Origin of the sequence: Dactylosporangium cerinum (assembly GCF_042653625.1) — a bacterium.
GTDB classification, from domain to species: domain Bacteria; phylum Actinomycetota; class Actinomycetes; order Mycobacteriales; family Micromonosporaceae; genus Dactylosporangium; species Dactylosporangium cerinum.
On sequence record NZ_JBHSIU010000018.1, the window covers coordinates 105,425 to 127,878 of the forward strand.

Consider the following 22,454-nt stretch of genomic DNA (forward strand, 5'->3'; position numbering starts at 1 on the left):
CGTCACGCCGGGATCGCGGAGTCGACCGGCGCATCGGCAGCATCCGAGGGTCCCGCCGATGGGCGGCTGCGCATTTTCAGGTGATCGAGCCGGGCGACGACACGACCCCTTGACCCTCAGTCAAGGGGTCTGCGGCGACATTGCGCACGCCTCGGTTCAGTTGCCCGTAGGCGATGTGCCGGTGGGCAACCGTCGCGACCGGCGGCGGATGAGCCACCACATCAGCACAGTGACCCCGGCGATGGGGACGCCTACCGTGACCATGAACCACACGGGCCACGGGCCGCGGTGCGCCCAGCCGGCGTCGCGGGCCGTCACCCCGGGCAGCAGGCCCGTCGCCAGTTGCAGGTCGAAGACCTGGCACGACTGGGTGCCGAACTCGCACGACGAACCGGTGTCGAACCGGGACAGCACGCGGCGGCTGCCGTCGCGCAAGTCGACCAGGGCGATCGTCAGGTGCCCCACCGCATCGGCGTCCAGAACAAGGACCTGCTCCGGAGCGCTCCACCCCAGCAGCTGCACGGCGTCGAACGAGGGCGTCACGGGGCCGCCGACGCCGGGCACCGGCACGAATGTCAGGGTCTGCCGCTCAGTGAGATACGTGTCGTGGCCGGTACTGCCGCTGGCCTGGCCGTCGACGGGCAGCGGCATGGTGGCGAAGGCGGCGCCGTCCAGCGACCAGCCGACGTTGCCCACGAGCTGCCGGTCGGCGGGAAGGTCGACAACCCCCGACGACGCGCCGGACACGTCGAGCAGGTGCAGTTGCCGGCCGACCTGGACCGCGAGGCGGTGGCTGTCGGGAGCGAACGCCGCCTTCCACGCGGGGGTCGCGGCGGGCACCGGCGTGCTGTTGCCGGTGGTGAGGTCGAGGATCCGCAGCGTGCCGGTGCGGGCCACCTCGTAGTCCACGAAGTTGCCGATGTTGTCGGTGTTCCCGGGTACGGGTGCCGCGCTGTACGCCACGTACCGGCCGTCCGGGGACCACGCGAGGAGCCGTACCCCGACCGCCTGGCCGACGGGGACGGGGCGTTGCCGGCCGTTGGTCAGGTCGAGCAGTTGCAGGTCGGTGACGGCGGCGCGGTCGTCGCCGAACAGGACGCGGGTGCCGTCCGGGGACAGCAGCGCGGCGGGCAGCTCGCGGTCCTGCATCGCGGCGATGCGCCGGTACGTGTTGCCGTCGGCGCCGGCGACGAGCGGCTGGTGCATGTTGAACAGCTCGCCGTTGCCGTACCCGTACAGGGCGATCGCCCGCCCGGCCGGGGACCGGGAGGCGTCGGCGGTGAGGACGGAGTACCCGGCGAAGCGGGACGGCAGGGTGGCCCGGGTGCTGGGTGCGGCCGGCTGTGACGGTGGCCGTACCAGCGGAACAGCGACGGCAATGACGGCCAGGAGCACGGCCGTCCAGGCCGCAACCCCAACCGCGCGGCGCCGGCGGGCGGAGCGGCGGGCCACCGTGAGGACGGTGTCGAGGTAGCCGGGGGGTGGTGGGGGTGCCTGCTCGTCGGGCAGGTTCGCGAACAGCTCTTTCATGGCAGGTCCGACCCTCCCGGCACGTAGTTGGGCAGCAGGCGGCGCAGGGCCGCGATGGCGTCGGAGGTCTGGCTCTTGACGGTGCCGGGCGAGCAGCCGAGCAGCACGGCGGTCTGCGCCACGTCCAGGTCCTCCCAGTAGCGCAGCACGAGCACCGCCCGCTGGCCGCGGGTCAGCCTGGCCAGGGCGGCGAGCAGGTCGACGCGCTGTTCAGGGGCGGCCGGTGGCGCCGGTGGCGGGGTCACCTCCGCGAAGGGGTGGACCCGGCGGCTCCAGGAGCGTTGCCGTTCGGACAGGTACGTGTGCACGAGCATGGTGCGCACGTACGCGTCGAGCTCGTCGGCCGCCGACGCCCTGCGCCAGTGCCGGTAGAGCGCGACGAGACACTCCTGCACCAGGTCGTCCGCGCCCGACCAGTCGCCGCACAGCCGATACGCCAACCGGCGCAGTGCCGGCAGACGTGTCTGCGCGTACTGGACGTACTCCCGTTCATCCCGCAACCCTGGCCTCCTTCACCCACTCTGAGTGGTGCGGGCCTTCATTTGGTTGGGAACGAATTTCCGGGACGTTCGCGGACGCCGTTCATGGACTCAGTCGAACACTATGACCTGGCGGCCGACGACGCCGCCGCGGCCGAGGGACTCCAGGTTTTCGTTGATGTCCTCGAGGCGCACCTTGGTGATGTTGTGCCTGATCTTCCCGGCGTCGGCGAGTGCCAGCACCTCGACGAGGTCGTTGTAGTCGGACCAGAACGATCCGTGGTAGGACAGCTCCGTTCCGACGAAGGGAAACAGACGGTGCTCCACGCGGTCGCTCATCAGCCCGACGGACACCAGCGCGCCTTCGACGCCCAGCAGGTCAAACCCCAGTGAGACCGACGCCTTGGCGCCCGCGCAGTCCAGGATGGCGTCGACGGTGCGCCGGCCGGTGCGTTCGGCGAGCTCGTCCTGGATGGCCTCAACGGACTTGTCCCTGGTGTTGATCCCATGGTGTGCGCCGTTCTCCACCGCGACGGCCAGCTTACTGTCAGTTCGACCGAGCGCGATCACCGTGGATCCGCCCGCGAACAGCCTGGCGTACTGGACCGCGTAGGCGCCCAGGCCACCGATGCCGGTGATGCCGACCGTGCGACCCGGCCCGAGCTTGCCGGCGTCGCGGAGCTTCTTCAACCCACGGTAGGGGGTCACGCCCGCGTCGGTCAGCGGCGCGAGTATCTCCGGCGTCTCCGCACCGGCCCCGGACACCGGGATCGCGAAGCGGTAGGGCACGGCGATGTACTCGGCGAAGCCCCCCGGCGGCCCGAAGCCCACCCATCGTCCGTCGCCGCTGCACAACTGCTCGTTGCCCTCGCGACACTGCCGGCAGGTGCCGTCACCCCAGCTCGGGTAGACCACGACCATGTCGCCTTCGGAAAGGCGCACTGCAGCCGGCACCGCGCTGCCCAACCCTGCCACGCGACCGGCGATCTCATGCCCGGGGATATACGGAAACGGTACGGGGAACGGGTCCTTGAAGTAGCCGTCAACGAGCTGGTAGTCGCTGCGGCACATGCCCGCCGCGGCGACTTTCACCAGGATCCCGTCCGGGCTGATCTCGGGCACCGGAACCTCTTCGACCCGAAGCGGTTGTTGGTACCCGTGCATCCGAGCGGCTCGCATCTGCATGATCTGCTCTCCCCAGCGGAGATTGCCGACGACTACACAGCGATCGGGGTTTCGGGCTCCATGTCGTAGGAGGCCTGAAGTTGCCCGGGTCGGGTGCCCAAACCGTCCGTCGTCTTCCTGTCCCACGGTGCCTGCTGAAGGCGCTTGGTCTCGTCGATCATCTGCTTGGGTTCCAGGTTGCGATAGGTGTCCACGTCGCCGGCGGCGACGGCGGTCATCGTGGCGTAGACCGGCTCGGGGTCGAACTGGGCGCGCGGAAAAGCGAGTTTCGAGTAGTCGAAGAGCCGCTCGGACGGGTCGTCCGCCCAACTCTGCCAGGTCTGGAACATCCGATCGTTGAAGCCGGTCAGGAACGGTCCGGGATTGATGGTGGCGACCTCGACGCCGAACTCCTGCAACTCCATCGCCATCGTCTCGGCGATGGCCTCGATCGCATGCTTGGACGCCGCATAGATGCCGGTGAAGGGGTTGACGTTGAGCCCCTCCCGAGAGGAGACCCACACGATACGTCCCTTTCCGCGCTTGACCATCTGCTTGGCGATGCCCTGTGTCAGGAGCAGCGGTCCGGTGACGTTCACCTCGAATTCCCGGCGGATGTTCAATGCCGGGATGTCGAGCGTCGAGCCGCCCTCGCCGACGCCGGCGTTGTTCACCAGCACCTCGACGTCCCACGTCAACGCCTTCCGACGGTCTCCCTCGTCGGTGACGTCGAGCTTCTCCACCTGCAGCTGCACGTCGCGCTGAGCTGCCTGCTGCTTCAGGGTCTGCACCTGAGCCCAGATCTCCACGGCGGCGATGACGTCGAAGCCCTTCTCCGCCAGACGCATGGCCACCTCGTGTCCGAAACCAGTGCCGCATCCCGTGATAAGCACCTTGGTCACGTCAGTCTCCTCATCCATCGCTAGACGTCGACGGCGATTACCTCTAGCTGGTTGTTGTCGATATCCCGGAACACGATCGTCGAGAAGGTGAACGGCTCGTTCATGCTCTGGATGCCGGAGTGCGCAACACCGAGACGGTCGAGCCAGTCGGCCCAGGCCTGCAGGCCCTGACGCCCGTCGACCTTCAGCGAGATGTGGTCCAGCCCGGTGCGGGTCTCATCCATCTCCTCGCCCTGGTTGGCGTTGTTGTGATGCAGACCGATCGTCAGCCCGGTCCGGGGCTCGACGACGAGTTCGGCGTATCCGCTCCACTCGCGCCCGTAATGCGGCAGCTTCCCCTCCACCACATCACCCTGAAAGACCTTCCTGTACCACTCGACACTCTTGTCGAGGTCCCTGACGGTGAATGCGACATGATGCACGCCCTCGAATGACGGCGCAATTGTCTGGGTCATCGATGCCTCCTCGGGTTCAAGCCGAGCGCCTTTCAAAACGCTACCCGCGACAGCTTTTCGATGAGCTGGGTCGGCGGGATCTCCTCCCGCCTTGAGCTGCTGAGAGGCCCTGTACCACCCCTCCGGTGTGGCACGTGGTTCCTTCCCCGGGTGACCCGACGTTTCCGCGCCCGGAGCCGCAGGGCAGCACTACGTCCCCCTCCCCCAGCCGCCGCTGGAGTGAGGGGGACGTCGTGGGTCACGCCGCGACCTCGCGAACCGCCCGGGCAATCGCCGCCGCGTCCTTCTTGAGGATCGCGCCATGGTTGCTCGCAACCTTCGCGCTGATCTTGATGTTCGGGTTGCGCTCGAGCACCTGGTCGAGGCTGGCGCGGATCTGCTCCTGCTCGTCGCCCTTGCTGCCGAACGACGTGCCCGACGCGACCACGTAGCGGGTCTGGACCTTGATGTCGTCCAGCACCGGGCCCATCTCCCGCTCGCGGGACAGCTTGCCGAGCTCGATGTTGCTCTCTGCCTGCTCCGCCGCGGACATCCGCGGGGCCAGACCGGTCGCCCGCAGCGGCACGGTGAACCAGCTGATCCGCTTGAACAGCTTGCGGATCCGCAGCTCCATCGCGTCGTCGAGCCAGTCGTGCGGGAACGCGCCGTCGACCAGGACCGCGCCGATGGTGCGCTCCGGGTTGCGGGCGGCCCAGTGCGCCGCGACGACCGCGCCGTAGGACCAGCCGACGACCAGCGCCCGGTCGACGTTGCGCGCCGCGAGCACGGCGTCGACGTCGCGGACGGCGGCCTCGAACGAGTAGTCCGCGGAGCGCTTCGACTTGCGGCCCCGGGCCCGCTCGTCGTAGGTGATGTGCCGCCACTGCGGGCCCAGGTCGGCGATGACCCGGCCCCAGTAGCCCTGGGTGGCGAACTGTCCGTTGAGGTAGAGCACCGGGATACCGGTGCCGCCGGTGTCGGTGACGGCCAGGGCGGTGTCCTCGACGGTGACCATTCCGGTCCATTGCGCGGTCATGGAACTCTCCTTCGTGTCCTCGTTGCGGGGGTCGGTGGGGTTCAGAGGCTGCGGGCGGTGATGTCGCCCTTGGCAGTGGTGGCGCGGATGTCGAGCTCGGCGGTGCCGTTGTTCTTGAGGGCGTTGCTGACCCGGCCGTAGCCGGTGCCGGCGTCCAGCGCGGCCGACACTCCGGCCGCGGCGGCAACCGCGATGTCGCCGGACTGGGTCTGCAGGACGACCGTGCCGCGGACCGCCTCGGCGATCCGGATGCTGCCGCGGGCGGTGCTGATCTCCGCGGGCCCGTTGAGCCGGCCGACCTCGACGTCGCCGTCGATCGCGGTGAGGCGCACACTCGCCGCCTCGTCGATCTTGATCTGGCGGTACGCGCCGTCGACGGCGACGTCACCGAGCCGGCCGACGCCCCGCAGCTCGGTGGCGGCGGACCTGGCCTGGACGCGGGAACCGGCCGGCAACTGGACGGTGACCTCCACCGAGCCGGAGTTGCCGATGAGCTTGTTCCCGGACTCGGCGGTGCGGACCCGCAGGACGCCGTCGGCGTAGTCGACCGTGGTCAGTTCGGCGGTGCGGACGTCGCGGTTCTTGGCCGGGTCGGCCGGCCGGACCTCGACCACGGTGTTGACGCGGTCGGCGGCGATGACCTGGATGCGCCCCGCGGGGATGTCCAGGACGGCGGCGATCGGGGCCGGGGTGTCGAAGTGCTGCATCATGCGCTCCTGTGTTCGTTCCGGTGTTTCTGACATGCGAAACGCTACGTTGCCTTTCCAGATCTCGCAACAGAATCATTGCTTCACACGCAGATCTAAGCAGCTCAGTGCACCTATTTCGTTGCAACGGGCTGGCGCCTAATGCAATGATCTAGTGCCGTTGCGTTGCATTGGCCTGAGACGAACGCTACGCTGGTGGCACCACGAAGGGAGATCACCGTGCCGGGAGGCAGACTCACCCAGCAGGAACGCCAGAAGATCGCGCTGGGGCTGGCCGACAGCCTCGCCTACGCGGAGATCGCCAGAGGGCTCGACCGGCCCACCTCGACGATCACGCGTGAGGTGATGCGCAACGGCGGCCCCACCGCATACCGCGCCGACCTGGCCCACCGCGCCACCGAACACCGCGCCCACCGGCGCCGGCCCACCCCACCCGCGGGCACGCCGGCGCCCGGCCGCGACGACGAGGCCGTGCGTGAGTACGAGGAGTCGTTCACCACCCTGCTGATGCAGCAGGGCCTGCCGAAGATGGTGGCCCGCGTCCTCGCGTGCCTCTTCGTCGCCGACGCGGGCAGCCTCACCGCGTCCGAGCTCGTCCAGCACCTCCAGGTCAGCCCGGCATCGGTGTCCAAGGCCGTGGCGTTCCTCGAAGAGCAGGGCCTGGTCCGCCGCAGCCGCGACGAACGCCGCCGCGACCGCTACTCCGTCGACGACGACGTCTGGTATCAGTCGACGATCGCCAGCGCCCGCGGCATCGCCCAGGTCGCCGACATCGCCCGGCGGGGCGTCACCGTCCTCGGCCCCGGCAGACCCGCCGCCGTCCGCCTCGAGAACATCGCCCGCTTCAGCGACTTCATCAGCGAGAGCATCTTCCGCGCCGCCGAACAGGTCCGCGAGGTCCTCTCCACCAAGCCCGAGGTACACCCGTCGCCAAATCCGGCACCGCCGCTGACATAGCCATCGGCCGATCCGTCGACGAGGATCGGGGCATGCGGTCGTACGACATCTTCACACCCGAGGCGATGGCTGACCCGATGCCACTGCTGCACCGGATCCGGGCCGAGAGCCCGGTCAGCCGGATCCCGCAGCTCGGCGCGCACCTGCTCACCCGGCACGCAGACATCGTCGCCGCGCTCAAGGACCGCCGGCTGGACACCGCCAACCTGGGCAAGGGTCTGGAGCGGCTGAGCCCGGCGGAGCAGGAGGAGCTGCTGCCGTTGCGCCGCTCGATCCAGCTGTGGATGGGCCACACCGACCCGGTGGACCATGTCCGGTTCCAACAGCTGCTGAAGCGGTACTTCACGCCGGTCACCGTCGACGCCCTGCGCCCACGGGTCCGCGAGATCACCCACGAGCTGCTCGACGCGGTGGCGCCGCACGGGCGCATGGACGTCGTCAAGGACCTGGCGTATCCGCTGCCGGCCAACGTCATCGCCGAGATCCTGGGCATGCCGACGAGCGACCGCCTCCAGCTGCAGGTCTGGTCCCGCGACATCCTCGCGGTCTTCCAGCTCGCGGACATGGACAGGCTGCGGCAGGCGCAGCGCAGCGTCCTGGAGATGCAGGACCACCTGCGCGTCCTGGTCGAGCAGCGGCGCCGGCAGCCCCGCGAGGACATCCTGAGCATGTTCGTCGCCGCGGAACGCGACGGCACCGTCACCGAGGACGAGATCGTCGCCAACTGCGTGCTGCTGCTGTTCGCCGGGCACGAGACCACCGCGGGGCTGATCGCCAACGGCCTGCTGCTGCTCCTCGACAACCCGGACCAGCTCGCGCTGCTCAAGTCGGACCCCACGCTCACCGCCTCGGCCGTCGAGGAGATGCTGCGCTGCGACGGCCCGGCCGGGGTGATCGTGCGGGTCAGCGGCGAGCCGGTCGAGGTGGCCGGGCACGCATTCCCCGTCGGCGAACAGTTCTACCTGGCCATGCTCGCCGGCAACCGCGACCCCGACGTGTTCGCCGACCCGGACCGTTTCGACATCACCCGCAAACCCAACCGGCACACCGCTTTCGGCATGGGCGCCTTCTACTGCCTGGGCGCGGCACTGGCCCGCATGGAGGCCGACGAGTGCTTCCGGATCCTGCTCGACCGGTTCCCGCACCTGCGGCCGGCGTACAAGAGCCCGGACCGGCACTCCGCCCCACCGCTCGGCCACCGGCTGGTCACCCTCGAGGTGGAGTTCTGACCTCTGGTCTGAGCGTCCTCCGTCCGCCACGTCATGCAGGTTCACGCCGCGGCAAGGCGCACGTCGCGACGGGCCACAGGAGGCTCAGTGCTGCGCGTCGAACCGCAGCAACTGCATGAGCGTGTGACGGAGCTGTTCGAGGTTGTCGCGGCCGACGATGGTCGCCCAGTCCTGCTCGACCCGTGCGCCGGCGACGCGGGAGGCCGGCCAGAGCGCCCGGCCCTTGTCGGTGAGGAAGATGAGGCTGGCGCGTCCGTCAGCGGGGTCCGGGCGTCGGGTGACGTAGCCGGCGGCGCTCAGCAGCTCGACCGAGTTGGCCATCGACTGCTTGCGGACCTTGGCCAGCCGAGCAAGCTCGCCGATCTGGATGCCCTCGGCAGGCACGAACGGGATGACGTTGGCGTGCGCCGGGGTGAGACCGCTGACGCCCTGGGTCTGGAGGGCGGCGTCCATGTCGGCGCCCCATTGCTGCGCGGCGAGGCGGAGCAGGAGTCCGACGAGCGGCACGGACGATGCTTCAGTCGACATTATTGACAGTCTCCTGTCTAGTTCGTACGTTGGACAGGTGTCTGTCTAACCTTGGAGGACGATGATGACACAGGCAACCAGGCTCCCGTTCGGTACTGCCCTCGCACTCGCCCAACGTACGTTGACCGCCCCGCTCGTCACTGTGCTCGACGCCGAGGGCCTCACCATGCCGGCATGGTTCACCCTGAACGCCCTCGGGCTGCAGGGCCCGACTCCCACGGAGGCACTGTCGAACCTGCTCGCCACCAACGGGCTGGACACCGCAGCCGTTGCCGAGCTGCTCGCGGCGCTGGCCGATGCAGGACTCGTCGACGTCGATGACGGTGTCGCATCGCTCACCACGGCCGGCACCGCGCGATACACCCAACTGCGCGACCGGATCGGCGCGGTCACCACGCGCATTTTCGAACGGTTCGACGCGGCCGACGTCGAGACCGCTCGCCGCCTGCTGCAACAGATTGCCCAGACCGACCCGGACCGGCTCATCGACCGGACGGAACGGGAGGGCTGACCATGGCGGAACAGCACGCCGCCCGCACCGACGTGAACGCATCGGCATCGCTCGCCCGGACGGTGTCTGCCGGCGGCGCGGGCGGGCTCGCCTTCGTCCTGGGCACGTTCCTGACGTTCGGGTTCCTCGGCGGCTCGCAGGCGGGCAGGGAAGGTCTGCTGTTCGATCCCGACACGCAGCACCCAAAGGTCATCGCCGTGTGGAAGTCGCTCGAACCGCTGCCACGCATCATCGAGACGCCCGTCCTGATCCTCGCCGGCCTGGTCGCGTTCGGCATCGCCGTCGCGTTCGTGTACCGGTCGATCGCCGCGGCTTGGCCACCGGGTCTGCACCAGCGTGCCCTGCGCCTGGCGTTCGTCGTGTGGCTCGCCACCGCGTTCTCCGAGTTCATGGGACCGTTCAATGTCCTGCATCAACCCGTTCCGCTCACGGTGCTCAGTCTCGGCTTCTGGTCCGTGCCCGCGCTCCTCGAGGCGTACATCCTCGTGCTGGTCCTCGACCGGCGCCGAGCACCCACGACGAACCCGAGCTGACGGCTCCGACCGCGGCGGCATCCGACGCACGGCGAGCAGGATCCGGGGTAGGGCAGCACCAGCCTCGGAGTTCACGGCACCTCGGCCGGATGCGACGTGCTGCTGTCCGGCCTCGGCGCCGTCAGGGGCTCCACCGCCGGGACGCTCACCGCAGGCGCTCAGGCCGCCGTGGCCACCGGCATCGACCGGATCATCTGGCTCGGCGCCCTGGGAACAGGCCCGTCGGCGGGCCGACCCGATCCGAACCCACTTGCGCGGGGCGTCGCCCGGGTGCGCCCACCGAGTGATGGTCTCTGAAAGGATCGCGCATGAAGGCACGCCCGCCATGGGAGGTCGACGTTGGACGCCAGCCTGGCACCTCTGCTTGTCACCGGCGCATTCACACTCATCGCCGCGATCGGCAGTTCGGCCTTGACCTTGTTCGCCACCAGCAGGCGAGAGCGGCGGCAGGCCTACGAAGCGTCGTACTTCCGCAACCTCGAACACCGGCGCTCGATCATCGTCGAGTTCCTGCTGATCTACGACCAGTTCAGGAGGCTCGGCGCCGCTGGGCACGCAGTACGCGAGGACCACGAAACCGACCAGTCCTATCGGGAGTACCTCGGCAATCTGCGGCGGCGGCTCGGGGAGAGCCGCACAACGTTGGATCTGTTCTGCAGTCCGCACACCCGGCCCATCGCCGAACGGGCCGAACAGCTGGGCCGAGAGGTGTGGCTCGCGCTCATCGGCCGCCAGCCCCTCACCGACGATCAACTCCGTGACCACGCCGTCACCATGGACAGCTACAAGCAGGTGCTGCTGACCGCCTTCCGGAAGGATCTCGGGGAGGAGTCCTGAGCGTGCGGCACGGGCTCGGTCGGGCCGCACGGTCGTTCGAGCGTCGGCGGGGCGGCCGGCCGGGGCACCGCTGAGGTGGACCGGCCGGCCCAGGATCAGCGCTCGATCACCTGCATCTGTTCCTCGGTGTGGTGGCCGCCCTCGGCGACGGGCAGGGCGGTGAGCGTGGCGACCTGCTCCGGTGTGAGCGTGACGGCGTCGGCGGCGGCGTTCTCCTCCACGCGGGTGACCCGCTTGGTGCCGGGGATGGGGACGATGTCGTCGCCCTGGGCCAGCAGCCAGGCCAGGGCCACCTGGGCCGAGGTGACGCCGATCCGGTCGGCGACGGCCTGCACCTCGGCGGCGAGGCGCAGGTTGTGCTGGAGGTTCTCGCCGGTGAAGCGCGGGTTGTTCTTGCGGAAGTCGCTGTCGTCGAGGCGTTCCACGTCGGCCTGGGTGCGCAGGGCGCCGGTGAGGAAGCCGCGGCCGAGCGGGGAGTACGCGACCAGGCCGATGCCCAGCTCACGCAGGACGGGCAGGAGCTGTTCCTGGTCACGTGTCCACAGTGAGTACTCGGACTGCAGGGCCGTGACCGGGTGCACCGCGTGGGCGCGGCGGATGGTGTCGACCCAGGCCTCGGACAGGCCGACGTACCGGACCTTGCCCTCCTGCACCAACCCCGCGAGCGCGCCCATGGTGTCCTCGATGGGGGTGCCCGGGTCGACGCGGTGCTGGTAGTACAGGTCGATGCGGTCGGTGCTGAGGCGCCGCAGCGAGCCCTCGACGGCGGCACGGATGTTGGCCGGGCTGCTGTCCAGGCCCGACTGCACCCGGCCGTCGTGGGAGACGAGGCCGAACTTGGTGGCCAGCACCACCTGGTCGCGGCGGCCCTGCAGGGCCCGGCCGACGAGCTCCTCGTTGACGTACGGGCCGTAGATCTCCGCGGTGTCGATCAGCGTGACCCCGAGCTCGATCGCCCGGTGGATGGTGCGGATCGACTCGGCGTCGTCGCTGCCGGCGCCGCTGTAGCCGTGCGACATTCCCATCGCACCGAGTCCGATGCGGGAGACCTCGAGTTCGCCGAGTTTGGCGGTACGCATGGTGTGTCCTTCCGTTCGTACATCAGGCTTCTGGGATCGGGCGGCCGAAGGTCGCCATCGTGATGGCCTCCGGCTCGGGGCCGCCACGGGTGTCGGTGTCGAGGCCGTCGATCGCGGCCAGCTGGTCGGCGGTGAGGTCGAAGTCGAAGACGTCGAGGTTCTCCGCGATGCGCGCCGGCTTCGTCGACTTGGGGATCACCGAACGCCCCTGCTGCAGGTGCCAGCGCAGCATCACCTGCGCCGGGGTCTTGCCGGTGGCCTCCGCGATCGCGCCGATCACCGGGTCCTGCAGGGTGCTGGTGTGCCGGCTCTCGCGGTAGAAGGTGATGCCACCGATCGGTGACCACGCCTGGGCCAGAATGCCGTGCTGCGCGCCGAACGCCTGCACCTGCCGCTGCGCGAAATACGGGTGCACCTCGATCTGGTTCACCGCCGGCACGACCGTCGCCTTGTCCAGCAGCGCCGTGAGGTGCTCGACCATGAAGTTGGAGACGCCGATGGCACGGACCCTGCCGTCGGCGAGCAACGTCTCCAGCGCCCGGTACGCCTCCAGGGTCCGGTCGAACTCCGACGGCAGCGCCTGGTGCAGGATGAGCAGGTCGATCTGGTCGACGCCGAGCTTGCCGGCGCTCTTGTCGAAGCCGTGCAGCGTCTCGGCGTAGCCGTAGTCACTGATCCAGATCTTGGTCTCGATGAACACCTCGGAGCGGTCGACGCCGGACTTGGCGATGGCCTCGCCGACCTGCCGCTCGTTGTTGTACGCCGCGGCGGTGTCGATGTGCCGGTACCCGGCCGCCAGCGCGGCATCGACGGCGGCCAGGGTCTCGTCCGGCGGCGTCTGGAACACGCCGAACCCGATGGCGGGCAGCTCGACGCCGTTGTTCAAGGTCAGGTGCGGGATGGCTCGCATGGTGATGGTCCCTCCTTCGTCCAGTCGAGCAAACACCTACCCACCTCCGGCAGGGAGACACCGCTGAAAGGGGTTCTGCCAGGGACCCCCTCCCGCCGGGTGAGCCGCTTAGCCTTGGGTACGTGGACAATCGCAGCGAGGTACGCGCGTTCCTGAGCTCGCGCCGGGCGAAGGTGACCCCGGAGCAGGCCGGAATCCCCGCGTACGGCAGCCGCCGGGTCGCCGGGCTGCGCCGGGGTGAGGTCGCCGCACTGGCCGGGGTCAGCGTCGAGTACTACACCCGGCTGGAACGCGGCAACCTCGCCGGCGTCTCCGACAGCGTCCTGGACGGCGTCGCCCGCGCGCTGCAACTCAACGAGACGGAGACCGCGCACCTGCACCTGCTCGCCCGCGCCGCCGGCCCCCAGTCGGCCCGCACCCGCGCCCGCCGGGACAAGGCTCCCGAGATCCGGCCCACGATCCGCCGGGTGCTCGACTCGATGACCGGCGTCCCGGCGTTCCTGCGCAACCACCGCTTCGACATCCTGGCCGCGAACCCCCTGGGCATGGCCCTCTACGCGCCCATGTTCGCCACGGGCACCGCCTTGCCGGTGAACTCGACGCGTTTCACGTTCCTGGACCCGCACGCGCAGGCGTTCTACCCGCAGTGGGCGCTGGTGGCCCGGGCCGCGGTGGCCGCGCTCCGTACCGCCGCCGCCCAGCATCCGCACGACCAGCACCTGGTGAACCTGATCGGCGAGCTGTCCATGCGCAGCGAGCCCTTCCGCGGCTGGTGGGCCGCCCAGGACGTCTACGTGCACCGCCACGGCGTGAAGCACTTCCGCCACCCGGCCGTCGGCGACCTGGAACTAGACTTCGAGGCCCTCGAACTGCCCGGCGACGATCCGCTGGTGGTCCTGACGTACACCGCCGAGCCGGGCACACCGAGCGGCGACGGCCTGCAACTGCTCGCCACCTGGGCCGCAACACAAGCCGCCACGGTCCAGCCGGCGGGCTGACGTCGGTCATGGCCTGGACTGCCGCCACCATCCTCACCGAAGACGGCGAGGTTCCGCTGCGCACCTTGCCGGTCGCGGACCTGGTGTCCGCCGCGCTCGCCGTCGACGACGACAACCGCGGGTGACATCGAACCGGGCGACCTGACCGTGACCGTCCTGGTTCAGGAGCTTTGTGCGGCGGTCACGCCCGGCCAGACGGTCACAGCGGACCATGTCATTGCCACCTTGCGCGACGGCAAGGTCTTCGACTCATCGTGGTCGCGGAGGTCCACCCTCGAGGCGGTCGTCGGGCTGGCCCAGTTGGGACGGACGATCGAGGTGATGGAAGGCCTGGACCGCGGGCGTTCCCAGGTCGAGCCTACGGGCGGCGAGCTCGTCGACAGCCGCGTACGCGTGCTCCGCGGTTGCCGGCCACGCCCGAAGAACGCATGCCGCATGCCGTCAAGGCCGATCGACTCATCGACACCGTTTGCGCTCACCGTTAACCACATTGACGTATGACGCTGAGCGGACCTGGGTCACAGCTGGTGCAGCAGCCGGCGCTACCGGCACTGCGAGCAGCGGCGGGCGTGCGGCACCGCGACCAGTCGTTGCCAGGCGATGGTGGTCCCGCACGCGTCGCAGCGGCCGTAGGTGCCCTCCGACATGCGGCGCAACGCCTGTGCGGTGTCGGCGATGCCCCGCCGCGCCCCTTCGACCCTGGCCTCGAACGTGGCGGGATCGGTCATGCCGCCGCGAAGCGTGAGCTCGTTCAGGCGGTTGGTGTGCATGGCGAATGCGTGCTCCAGTCTGTCCCGGAGCAGTTCCACTGGTTGCTGCATCGTGCTCGTCACGAGAGTCCTCCTGTGCCGCGGGCCGGGATCGCACGTCCTTCGAGCGGTCCCGACTACCGTGCACCTCCAGCGTGCCCGCCCGTGCCAGGGATGCCACCGGCAGCCGTCGGCGAAGTTGACCGCCGTGCGTTGCCGATCGCCGGCAACCCGGGGTCACGTTCCACACCGACGGTGCTCGCCTGTTGACCGTGCGACGATCCCGGTGGGGCGGCAACGGTCGACGGCGTTCAGAACGTGGGGAGTGCGGGTCGGTGTGGCATTCTCAGACACCCACGGAGTCGCCGAGGAGGGTCATGTCGAGCACGCCACCGGCGCGGGCGCCCGAGTTCGGCCGCGACGCGCTGATCGTCTGTGAGAGCCTCGTGCGCATCTACCAGACCGGGTCGGTCGAGGTGCAGGCGCTGCAGGGACTCGACCTCGCCGTGGACAGCGGAGAGATGGTCGCCGTCGTGGGCGCCTCCGGGTCGGGCAAGTCGACGCTGCTGTCCATCCTCGCCGGGATCGACGCGCCGACCGCCGGACGGGCGCGGGTCGACCGGTGGAACCTGCTGGCCATGTCCCGCGCCGACCGGGTCCGCTACCGGCGGCACACCGTGGGGTTCGTGCGCCAGCAGACGGCCAGCAACCTTGTGCCGTACCTGACCGCCCGGCAGATGGTGGACCTGCCGATGACGACGGCCCGCACCCCGGTCAAGGCCCGCCGGGACCGTGCCGCCGAGCTCCTCGCAACCCTCGGCGTCGCCGACTGCGGCGACCGGCGCCCGTCCCAGCTGTCCGGCGGTCAGCAGATGCGCGTCGCCATCGCCGTGGCGCTGGCGAACCAGCCGCGGGTCCTGCTGGCCGACGAGCCCACCGGCGAACTGGACACCGCGACGTCGGCCGAGGTGTTCGGGGCGTTGCGGGACGTCAACCGGCGCTTCGGCGTGACCGTGGTGGTGGTGACCCACGACCCTGCGGTGAGCGGCCAGGTCGAGCGGACGGTGGCCATCCGCGACGGCCGGACCAGCAGCGAGGTGCTGCGCCGCGCCACCACCAACGCCGAGGGCGACACCCACGTGATCGCCGAGGAGTACGCCGTGATGGACCGCGCCGGCCGGGTCCAGGTGCCCCGCGACTTCCGTGAGGCGCTCGCCCTGACCCGGCGGGTCCGCCTGGCCCTGGAACCCGACCACGTCACGATCCGCCCCGACACAGCGGAAACGGCGGACAGCGCGTGACCGCCGCGCCGCTGCTGTCGGTACGCGACATCCACCGCCGCTTCGGCGCCGGACCGACCGCGGTCCACGCGCTTAGAGGCGTGTCGTTCGACGTCCGGGCCGGCACCATGGTCGCCCTCGTCGGCCGGTCCGGCTCCGGCAAGACGACCCTGCTCAACGTCATCGGCGGCCTGGACCGCCCGGACGGCGGCACCGTGCACATCGACGGCACCGACGTCACCGCCCTCGACGAGGACGGGCTGTCCCGGCTGCGCCGGGAGAAGGTCTCCTACGTGTTCCAGACCTTCGGGCTGATCCCGGTGCTGTCGGCCGCAGAGAACGTCGGCGCCCCGCTGCGGCTGGCCCGCGTCGCTCCCGCCGAGCGCGAACACCGCGTCGAACTGCTGCTCGGGCTCGTCGGGCTCACCGAGCACGCGGAGCAGCGCCCCACCGAACTGTCCGGCGGCCAGCAGCAGCGGGTCGCGATCGCCCGGGCCCTGGCAGGCTCGCCCCGGCTGCTCATCGCCGACGAACCCACCGGCCAGCTCGACGCCGAAACCGGCCTGGCGGTGATGGCACTGATCCGCGGCGTCGTCGAGTCCGAGGGCGTCACCGCGCTCGTCTCCACCCACGACCCGGTGATGATGGCGCTCGCCGACCGCGTCATCACCATCCACGACGGGCAGCTCGACTGATGCTCAGCCTGCTCATCCGCCGGGCCGGCGCGCAATGGCCGCTGCTCGCCGCGCTGCTCGGCGTCGTCACCGTCGGCGCCACCCTGCTCGGCACATGTGCCCTGCTCACCACCCGCACCGCCGAGCGGGCCTACGAGGTCGCCGCCGCCCGCGCCGCGCCCGACACCGTCGACGTCACCGCGTACACCGGCACCATCGAGGGCCCGCACGCCGGTGCCGTGGCTGGCGACGCCCGTGACGTCATCGCCGGCGCCCTGGCACCGTTCCCCACCACCACCCATACCCGCGCGTCGAGCATCCTGCGGGCCCTGCCGGCGGCGGTCGCCGCCGGCACGACCGTCGCGCCCCAGACATACCTGACCGCCATGGACGACCTGCCGGCCCGCGCCCAGCTCACCGCGGGACGCTGGCCGCAGGCCGCGAAGGCGCCCTTGGAAGCGGTACTGCTGGAGCAGACCGCGCAGCTGCTCGGCGTCGGCCCCGGCAGCCGGCTGCAGCTCGGCGCGGAGCTCGCCCACGCCGCTGTCCCCCCGCTCGACGTCACCGTCGTCGGTGTCGTCCGCCCGCTGCCCGGCGCCGGCTGGGACCGCGACCCGCTCGCCGCGACCGGCTCCGCCCTGGGCTACCTCGACGGCCGCTTCGGTCAACCCGTCAACGTGTACGGCCCGCTCATCGTCGACCTCACCGACCTGCTCACCACCGGCGCCACCATCGACCGGCTGCAGGTCACCGCGCACCCGGACCTGTCGCGTGCCACCCGCCGCGCCCTCGACGCCGCCGCCGTCGCCGTCGGTGCCGCGGACCGCCGCCTCGCCCGTGCCCTCGGCGACCGCGTCGGGCTGGAACGGGTCTACTCTGCCCTGCCGGTGACCCTGCGCGCCGCCGATGACCAGCGCCGTGTCACGACCGCCGTCGTGCTCGCCGTCGCCGTGCTCGGCGGCATCCTCGCCGCCACCGCCCTGGCCCTCGCCGGCCGGCTCACCGCCGGCGTCCGTGCCGACGAGACCGCCCTGCTCGTCGCCCTCGGCACCAGCCCTCGCCAACTCGCTGTCACCGCCGCCGTGGAGGCCGGCGCGCTCGCCGTCCTCGCCGCCGCCCTGGCGATCCCCGCCTCCTCAGCCCTGCACGCCGCCCTCACCCACCTACCACCGCTGGACGGCGCCGGGCTCGGCACCCACCCGGTCGTGACCGGCCCGCAGACGCTCACCGTCGCGGCCGGCGCGGTCGCGCTGGCCGCGGTGCTCATCGTCCTCGCTGTCCGGCCGGGCCCCGCGCCCGGCGAGCGCCGGCAGCGCCGCGAACTGCTCGCCCGGTCCGGCGCCGACCTGCTGCTCGTCGCGTTCGCCGGGGCAGGCTGGTGGCAGCTGTCCGCGCAACCCGCCGCCGCCACCAGCCGCGCCGACGTGGTCCGCGTCCTCGCCCCGGCGCTGCTGCTCACCGCCGGTGCCGCGCTGGCGCTGCGCCTGGTTCTGCCGGCCCTGCACGGCGCCGACCGGCTCGCCCGCCGCGCCCGCGGGCTCGTCCTGCCGCTGGCCGCGTTCGAGGCCGCCCGCCGCCCGCAGGCGGTCGCCGCCGGCCTGCTCGTCGGCCTCGCCTGCGCCGCCGGCACGTTCGGTGTCGCGTTCGACGCCACCTGGCACCGTTCGCAGCACGACCAGGCCGACGTGTCCGCCGGCACCGACCTCGTGCTGACCCTCACCACCCCGCCGGACGCCGGGCAGGGCGACACCGTGGCCGCCGCGACCGGCGGCACGGTGAGTCCCGCCGTCAACCGGGGTGTCGCCGTCGGGCAGTGGCTCGGCAACGCCGGCGACCCGCCGCGGCTCGTCGCCGTGCACACCGCCCACGCCGACGCCCTGCTGCGCGGCCGGCTCGACGGCGACCGGACCTGGACCGGCGTCGGCGCCACCCTCGCCCCGGCCTCCCCCGCCGCCGGCATCGCGGTCCCGGCCGGCGCCGCACTCGCTCTCACCGGCACCGCCGGCGGCGCCGAGCTCGTCGTGACCCCCCGGCTGCTCCTGCAGGACGCCACCGGCCTGCGCACCCCCTGCAGCGCACCACCCGTGCCGCTGGACGCGACCCCGCACCGGCTGCCGGCCTGCGCGACCGCCGGCGGGCTGCAGCTCGTCGCGGTGTCCCTGAAAGTCGAAGGAACGGGCGACAACACCACAGGCGGCAGCAGCAAGGTCGACGTCACGCTTACCGTGCCGGGCGGCACACCACCCACCGGACCGTGGACCGCGACCTCCGCCGCGCCGGTCCCCACGCAGGTGGCCGACCCGGCCGTCGCCGTCACCGGCGCGGACCTGCGCCTGACCGGGACCGTCCAGCTCGACGGCGCGCCGGACGCCGCCCGCACCCTCGTCGCCACCGCGTTCGCGGACCCCGGGCCTGTCCCGGTCGCCGTGTCCGCCCGCTTCGCCGACGAGATCGGCGCGAAACGCGGGACGCCGCTGAGCATCACCGTCGGCACCACGGCCGTGCCGATCGTCGTCGCCGAGGTGCTGCCGGCAGTCCCCGCCGCTCCCGGTGCGGCCGCGGTCCTCGCCGACCTCGACCTGCTCTCCCGCGCGCTCGCCGTCGCCGGCGACCTCACGTTCCCGGTCGACGCCTGGTGGGTCGGCCACCCCACCGGCGACGCCGCCGGCCGGGTCGCGGCGCTGCGCCTCGGCACCGTCAGCACCCGCGCCGAGGAAACCACCCGGCTCAGCGGCGGCCCGCTACGCGCCGGCCTGCCCGCCGCGCTCCGGCTGCTCGTGCCGGCCGCCGCGCTGCTGCTGCTCGCCGGTGTCGTCCTGCACGTCACCTGCGACCTGCAGGTCCGCGCGCTGGAGGTGGCGCGGCTGCGGGGCATCGGCATGGCCCGGCGCGACATCCGGGCGGTCCTGCTCGGCCAGCACGCCGCGGTGCTGGTGCCCCTGCTCGTCGCCGGCGCCGTGGTCGGCGGGCTCGCCACTCGGCTCGTGGCACCGCTGCTGGTGCGCTCCGCCACCGGCGCGGCGCCCGTACCGTCGGCGCAACCGCTGTGGCCGTGGGCCGCCGAGACGGCCCTGCTCCTGCTGCTGCTGGCCGGGTGCACCGTCGCGGTCGCCGCCGTCGTCTCCGTCCAGGTCCGCCGGGCCGACGCCGCCCACCTGCGGGTGGCGTCGTGAACCGGCCGGCCCTGCACTGGCCCAGCATCCGCGGCCGGGCCCGCGCCGACGCGGGACCGCTGCTGCTCGCCGCCGCCGTCGTCGCGGCGGTCGCCTTCCTCGCCGGCGCGGTCCCGCCGCTGTTGCGCACCACCGCCGACGACGCCGTCCGGGACACCGTCCGCCGGGCCGGCGGCGACGCCGATGTCCTCGTGCACAGCCGGTTCGAACGCGACGACGGGCCCAGCGGCGGACGGCTCCGCGCGCCGCTGCTCGCCGACGACGTCGACGACTTCCGCGACCGGGCGTCGTTCGAACTCGGCGCCGGCCTGCACGCCGTCCTGCAACCACCGGTCGCCGTCGTCACCAGCCCGGTCCTCAACGTCACCGACGGCAGTGTCCTGCGCACCTTCCAGCTCGCCTACCTCGCCGCCGACGGTGGCGGCCCCGCCGTCACCTGGATCGCCGGCACCGCACCGGGACCCGCCGCCGCGGCCGGAACCGACCGGTTCGTGGTGGCGCCGTACGTCGGCCCGCCCTGGCCGGTCCAGGTCGGGCTGTCCGAAGCGGACGCCGCGGCGCTCGGCCTGTCCCCCGGCGACACCATCGCCCTCAAGGACGAGCACAAACAGGTCAAGGACGTCCGGGTCAGCGGCATCTTCCGGCCCGCCGACGACGCAGACCCCGCCTGGCGGCTTGCACCGTCGGTGCTGCACCCCGTGGCCGGCGCCGACGGCGTCGGCACCACCCGGCTCGGCGGGCTGCTGTCCCGCGACTCGCTGCCCGACGCCCGCCTCGCCTTCGACCAGGACCAGCTGCAGCGCACCGTCCGGTTCGCCCCCCGACCGGACGCCCTCACCTGGTCCGGCGCGGCCACGCTCGCCGCGACCGTCGTGCAGCTCAAGGCCACCTCCGGCGCCTCCAGCGGCCCCGACGAGGCGCTGCGCTGGGAGTCGCAGCTCGACACGGTGCTGCGCGACGCCCGAACCCAGGTCAACGCCGCCGCCGCTCAGGCATCCGTGCTGCTCACCGGTATCGTTTCGGCCACGGTACTGGTGCTGCTCGTCGCCGCCGATCTGCTGGTGCGCCGCCACGTCCCGGCCATCACCGCCGCCCGGCACCGCGGGGCGGCCCTGCCCGACCTCGGCGCGGAGCTGTTCATCGAGTCAACCGCGGCGGCACTGGTCGCCACCGCGGTCGGTCTCGCCCTCGCCCGTGCCGTCGCCCCCGGCGTCTCCGTGCTGACGGCGGTGCCCCTCGCGGTGGCCGCCGCCATCGCCGCACCGGCATTCGGCACGCTCGCCGCCGCCCGCGCCACCACCGACCGGCGCACCCCGGCGAACCGCAGCGCCCGCCGCTGGACCCGGCGCACCCGGCGACTGCGCCGCGCCGCGCTGGACGTCGCGCTCCTCGTCGCCGCAGCCGGTGCCCTCGTCGCGCTGCACCAACGCGGCATCGCTCCGACCGGCGCGGCGTCGACCCCCGACGCCAGCGCGGGCCTGCCCACCAGCGCACCGGCGCTCGGCGCGGTCGCCGTGGCGCTCCTGCTGCTGCGGCTGCTGCCGGCCGGCACCCGCCTCGCGCTGCGGCAGGCCATGCGCTCGCGCCGCCCCCTCTCCGTGTTCGGCGCCGCCCGGGCCGCCGCCACCGCCGGCCGGGTCCTCCCGCCGCTGGCGCTGGTGACCGCCACCGCGCTCGCGTCGTTCGCCCTCGTCCTCGACGCCACCGCCCGTCAGGGGGTCACGGACGGCTCGTGGCGTACGGTCGGCGCCGACGCCCGCCTCGACGTCGCCCCGGCCGCGGCCGCCTCGACACCCACCCTCGCCGCGCGCGTCGCCGCTGCACCCGGTATCGACCACGTCGTCGTCGCGCAGGTCACCGACCGGGCCCGGGTCATCGCCGACACCGTGATCACCGCCCCCCGCTTGGTGGTCGTCGACACCGCCGCGTTCCGGCGGCTGCTCGCCGCGACCCCGCTGCCGGACGTGCCGGCGCTCGACCGGCTCGCGGACCCCGCCCCCGGCGACGTCCCGGCGCTGGTGCTCTCCGGCGACGGCACCCTCCAACCCGGCATGCACCTGCAACTGCCCCAGCCGGACGGTGCCCCGGCGATCCGGCTCACCGCCGTCGGCACCGCCCCGGCGATCGGCGACGCCACCGATGTCGTCGTCGTGGACACCGCCGGCCTCGCCGCCGCCGGCCTGCCCACCGTCCCCAACACCGTCTGGGTCACCGGCGTAGGCACCGCCCGCGCCGTCGCCACCGCCGGCGACGCCACCGCGAACGTCGTGCTGCGCGCCGACGTGGAACGCACCCGCCGGGCCGCGCCGCTGACCGCGGGGCTGCTGCGGCTTGCCCGTACCGCCGCCGCCACCCTGCTGGCACTCGGACTGCTCGGGCTCGCGCTCGGCGCCGCCGCCGGCGCACCACAGCGCTGGCAGACCCTGACCCGCCTGCGCACTCTCGGTCTGCGGCCACGCGACGCCCGCTGGATCGCGGCCGGCGAACTGCTGCCCGCGGTGCTGCTCGCCGCGGTCGGCGGCCCGCTGCTCGGCGCGGCGCTGGCCCGGCTCACACTCGGCCCGCTGGAGATGCGGCTGCTCACCCGCCAGGCCGTCGACCCTGCCCTGGCTTTGCCGTGGGGGTGGCTCGCGCTGCTGGGCGCGGCGCTGCTGGCGGCGGTCGCCGTCGTGGTCCCGGCCGAGGCGGCGCTGCGCCGCCGCCGGCAGCTGGGCGAGGTGCTCCGCGCCGGCGAATGACGCTCA

The 22,454-nt window shown here is 72.1% G+C and carries 23 protein-coding genes; 12 read left to right on the forward strand and 11 right to left on the reverse strand.

Translation table 11 applies throughout. The annotated features are described in order from the left end of the window. Window positions 1-156: 156 nt before the first annotated feature. The 7 genes from ACFPIJ_RS15990 to ACFPIJ_RS16020 form a co-directional block, all read right to left on the reverse strand. Complete coding sequence (locus ACFPIJ_RS15990) at window positions 157-1,530, reverse strand: TolB family protein (protein ID WP_380115739.1); 1,374 nt, start codon at window positions 1,528-1,530, stop codon at window positions 157-159. Continuing rightward, window positions 1,527-2,030 (reverse strand): SigE family RNA polymerase sigma factor, encoded by a 504-nt coding sequence (locus ACFPIJ_RS15995; protein WP_380115740.1) that lies wholly within the window; start codon window positions 2,028-2,030, stop codon window positions 1,527-1,529. Before ACFPIJ_RS15995 ends, ACFPIJ_RS15990 begins: the two co-directional genes overlap by 4 nt. A 90-nt stretch (window positions 2,031-2,120) precedes the next feature. Then, entirely contained in the window at window positions 2,121-3,131 is a 1,011-nt protein-coding gene (locus ACFPIJ_RS16000) for an alcohol dehydrogenase catalytic domain-containing protein (RefSeq protein ID WP_380115741.1), read from the reverse strand. Between the two features lie 95 nt (window positions 3,132-3,226). Continuing rightward, a complete protein-coding gene (locus tag ACFPIJ_RS16005) occupies window positions 3,227-4,075 on the reverse strand; it encodes an SDR family oxidoreductase (RefSeq protein ID WP_380115742.1) in 849 nt (282 codons plus the stop codon). 20 nt (window positions 4,076-4,095) lie between these two features. Next, complete coding sequence (locus tag ACFPIJ_RS16010) at window positions 4,096-4,530, reverse strand: VOC family protein (protein ID WP_380115743.1); 435 nt, start codon at window positions 4,528-4,530, stop codon at window positions 4,096-4,098. Between the two features lie 238 nt (window positions 4,531-4,768). Beyond that, window positions 4,769-5,545 (reverse strand): alpha/beta hydrolase, encoded by a 777-nt coding sequence (locus ACFPIJ_RS16015; protein WP_380115744.1) that lies wholly within the window; start codon window positions 5,543-5,545, stop codon window positions 4,769-4,771. A 41-nt stretch (window positions 5,546-5,586) separates the two neighbouring features. Next, window positions 5,587-6,252 carry a DUF4097 family beta strand repeat-containing protein gene (locus ACFPIJ_RS16020; RefSeq protein WP_380115745.1) on the reverse strand — a complete coding sequence of 222 codons (666 nt, stop codon included), beginning with the start codon at window positions 6,250-6,252 and terminating at the stop codon, window positions 5,587-5,589. 219 nt (window positions 6,253-6,471) lie between these two features. Here ACFPIJ_RS16020 and ACFPIJ_RS16025 point away from each other — a divergent pair, with 219 nt between their 5' ends. Both ACFPIJ_RS16025 and ACFPIJ_RS16030 read left to right on the forward strand, forming a co-directional pair. Continuing rightward, entirely contained in the window at window positions 6,472-7,209 is a 738-nt protein-coding gene (locus ACFPIJ_RS16025; protein ID WP_380115747.1) for a GbsR/MarR family transcriptional regulator, read from the forward strand. Between the two features lie 32 nt (window positions 7,210-7,241). Beyond that, entirely contained in the window at window positions 7,242-8,438 is a 1,197-nt protein-coding gene (locus ACFPIJ_RS16030) for a cytochrome P450 (protein ID WP_380115749.1), read from the forward strand. Between the two features lie 84 nt (window positions 8,439-8,522). Here ACFPIJ_RS16030 and ACFPIJ_RS16035 read toward each other — a convergent pair whose 3' ends face one another. Beyond that, window positions 8,523-8,966 carry a MarR family winged helix-turn-helix transcriptional regulator gene (locus tag ACFPIJ_RS16035; RefSeq protein ID WP_380115751.1) on the reverse strand — a complete coding sequence of 148 codons (444 nt, stop codon included), beginning with the start codon at window positions 8,964-8,966 and terminating at the stop codon, window positions 8,523-8,525. Window positions 8,967-9,108: 142 nt separating this feature from the next. On the opposite strand from ACFPIJ_RS16035, the gene ACFPIJ_RS16040 reads away from it, so the two are divergent. From ACFPIJ_RS16040 to ACFPIJ_RS16055, 4 genes are all read left to right on the forward strand, one after another. Beyond that, window positions 9,109-9,477: a hypothetical protein gene (locus ACFPIJ_RS16040; protein ID WP_380115752.1), complete on the forward strand. Its 369-nt coding sequence runs from the start codon at window positions 9,109-9,111 to the stop codon at window positions 9,475-9,477. 2 nt (window positions 9,478-9,479) lie between these two features. Continuing rightward, a complete protein-coding gene (locus tag ACFPIJ_RS16045; RefSeq protein WP_380115754.1) occupies window positions 9,480-10,010 on the forward strand; it encodes a hypothetical protein in 531 nt (176 codons plus the stop codon). Window positions 10,011-10,106: 96 nt separating this feature from the next. Then, window positions 10,107-10,307, forward strand: coding sequence for a hypothetical protein (locus tag ACFPIJ_RS16050; protein WP_380115756.1), 201 nt, complete (start codon window positions 10,107-10,109; stop codon window positions 10,305-10,307). 42 nt (window positions 10,308-10,349) lie between these two features. After that, window positions 10,350-10,847, forward strand: coding sequence for a hypothetical protein (locus ACFPIJ_RS16055; RefSeq protein WP_380115758.1), 498 nt, complete (start codon window positions 10,350-10,352; stop codon window positions 10,845-10,847). 95 nt (window positions 10,848-10,942) lie between these two features. On the opposite strand, the gene ACFPIJ_RS16060 is transcribed toward ACFPIJ_RS16055, so the two are convergent. Together ACFPIJ_RS16060 and ACFPIJ_RS16065 are read right to left on the reverse strand one after the other, a co-directional pair. Then, the gene (locus tag ACFPIJ_RS16060; protein ID WP_380115760.1) at window positions 10,943-11,926 is read right to left on the reverse strand and encodes an aldo/keto reductase; all 984 of its coding nucleotides are present in this window, start codon (window positions 11,924-11,926) and stop codon (window positions 10,943-10,945) included. Between the two features lie 22 nt (window positions 11,927-11,948). Then, the gene (locus tag ACFPIJ_RS16065) at window positions 11,949-12,836 is read right to left on the reverse strand and encodes an aldo/keto reductase (protein WP_380115761.1); all 888 of its coding nucleotides are present in this window, start codon (window positions 12,834-12,836) and stop codon (window positions 11,949-11,951) included. A 122-nt stretch (window positions 12,837-12,958) separates the two neighbouring features. Between ACFPIJ_RS16065 and ACFPIJ_RS16070 the strand changes: the two genes are divergently transcribed. Continuing rightward, a complete protein-coding gene (locus tag ACFPIJ_RS16070) occupies window positions 12,959-13,834 on the forward strand; it encodes a helix-turn-helix transcriptional regulator (RefSeq protein ID WP_380115762.1) in 876 nt (291 codons plus the stop codon). A 147-nt stretch (window positions 13,835-13,981) separates the two neighbouring features. Continuing rightward, on the forward strand, window positions 13,982-14,335 hold the full coding sequence (locus ACFPIJ_RS16075; protein WP_380115764.1) for an FKBP-type peptidyl-prolyl cis-trans isomerase: 354 nt from the start codon (window positions 13,982-13,984) through the stop codon (window positions 14,333-14,335). 41 nt (window positions 14,336-14,376) lie between these two features. Here the strand turns inward: ACFPIJ_RS16075 and ACFPIJ_RS16080 are convergent, their stop codons facing one another. Continuing rightward, on the reverse strand, window positions 14,377-14,667 hold the full coding sequence (locus tag ACFPIJ_RS16080; protein ID WP_380115765.1) for a TraR/DksA family transcriptional regulator: 291 nt from the start codon (window positions 14,665-14,667) through the stop codon (window positions 14,377-14,379). Window positions 14,668-14,960: 293 nt separating this feature from the next. On the opposite strand from ACFPIJ_RS16080, the gene ACFPIJ_RS16085 reads away from it, so the two are divergent. From ACFPIJ_RS16085 to ACFPIJ_RS16100, 4 genes are read left to right on the forward strand one after another with little or no spacing between them, the layout of a single operon-like run. Next, window positions 14,961-15,884 carry an ABC transporter ATP-binding protein gene (locus tag ACFPIJ_RS16085; protein ID WP_380115766.1) on the forward strand — a complete coding sequence of 308 codons (924 nt, stop codon included), beginning with the start codon at window positions 14,961-14,963 and terminating at the stop codon, window positions 15,882-15,884. After that, window positions 15,881-16,558, forward strand: coding sequence for an ABC transporter ATP-binding protein (locus ACFPIJ_RS16090; RefSeq protein WP_380115767.1), 678 nt, complete (start codon window positions 15,881-15,883; stop codon window positions 16,556-16,558). The genes ACFPIJ_RS16085 and ACFPIJ_RS16090 overlap by 4 nt, the downstream gene beginning before the upstream one ends. Further along, the gene (locus ACFPIJ_RS16095) at window positions 16,558-19,710 is read left to right on the forward strand and encodes an FtsX-like permease family protein (protein WP_380115769.1); all 3,153 of its coding nucleotides are present in this window, start codon (window positions 16,558-16,560) and stop codon (window positions 19,708-19,710) included. Before ACFPIJ_RS16090 ends, ACFPIJ_RS16095 begins: the two co-directional genes overlap by 1 nt. Continuing rightward, window positions 19,707-22,448 carry an FtsX-like permease family protein gene (locus tag ACFPIJ_RS16100; RefSeq protein ID WP_380115770.1) on the forward strand — a complete coding sequence of 914 codons (2,742 nt, stop codon included), beginning with the start codon at window positions 19,707-19,709 and terminating at the stop codon, window positions 22,446-22,448. Before ACFPIJ_RS16095 ends, ACFPIJ_RS16100 begins: the two co-directional genes overlap by 4 nt. The last annotated feature ends 6 nt before the right edge of the window (window positions 22,449-22,454 follow it).

What these genes read in the sequence shown, in the direction of transcription:
- ACFPIJ_RS16065 (WP_380115761.1), bottom strand. Translation starts at nt 12,836, where the DNA reads ATGCGAGCCATCCCGCACCTGACCTTGAACAACGGCGTCGAGCTGCCC.
- ACFPIJ_RS16085 (WP_380115766.1), top strand. Translation starts at nt 14,961, where the DNA reads ATGTCGAGCACGCCACCGGCGCGGGCGCCCGAGTTCGGCCGCGACGCG.
- ACFPIJ_RS16035 (WP_380115751.1), bottom strand. Translation starts at nt 8,966, where the DNA reads ATGTCGACTGAAGCATCGTCCGTGCCGCTCGTCGGACTCCTGCTCCGC.
- ACFPIJ_RS15990 (WP_380115739.1), bottom strand. Translation starts at nt 1,530, where the DNA reads ATGAAAGAGCTGTTCGCGAACCTGCCCGACGAGCAGGCACCCCCACCA.
- ACFPIJ_RS16010 (WP_380115743.1), bottom strand. Translation starts at nt 4,530, where the DNA reads ATGACCCAGACAATTGCGCCGTCATTCGAGGGCGTGCATCATGTCGCA.
- ACFPIJ_RS16060 (WP_380115760.1), bottom strand. Translation starts at nt 11,926, where the DNA reads ATGCGTACCGCCAAACTCGGCGAACTCGAGGTCTCCCGCATCGGACTC.
- ACFPIJ_RS16015 (WP_380115744.1), bottom strand. Translation starts at nt 5,545, where the DNA reads ATGACCGCGCAATGGACCGGAATGGTCACCGTCGAGGACACCGCCCTG.
- ACFPIJ_RS16020 (WP_380115745.1), bottom strand. Translation starts at nt 6,252, where the DNA reads ATGCAGCACTTCGACACCCCGGCCCCGATCGCCGCCGTCCTGGACATC.
- ACFPIJ_RS16045 (WP_380115754.1), top strand. Translation starts at nt 9,480, where the DNA reads ATGGCGGAACAGCACGCCGCCCGCACCGACGTGAACGCATCGGCATCG.
- ACFPIJ_RS16095 (WP_380115769.1), top strand. Translation starts at nt 16,558, where the DNA reads ATGCTCAGCCTGCTCATCCGCCGGGCCGGCGCGCAATGGCCGCTGCTC.
- ACFPIJ_RS16030 (WP_380115749.1), top strand. Translation starts at nt 7,242, where the DNA reads ATGCGGTCGTACGACATCTTCACACCCGAGGCGATGGCTGACCCGATG.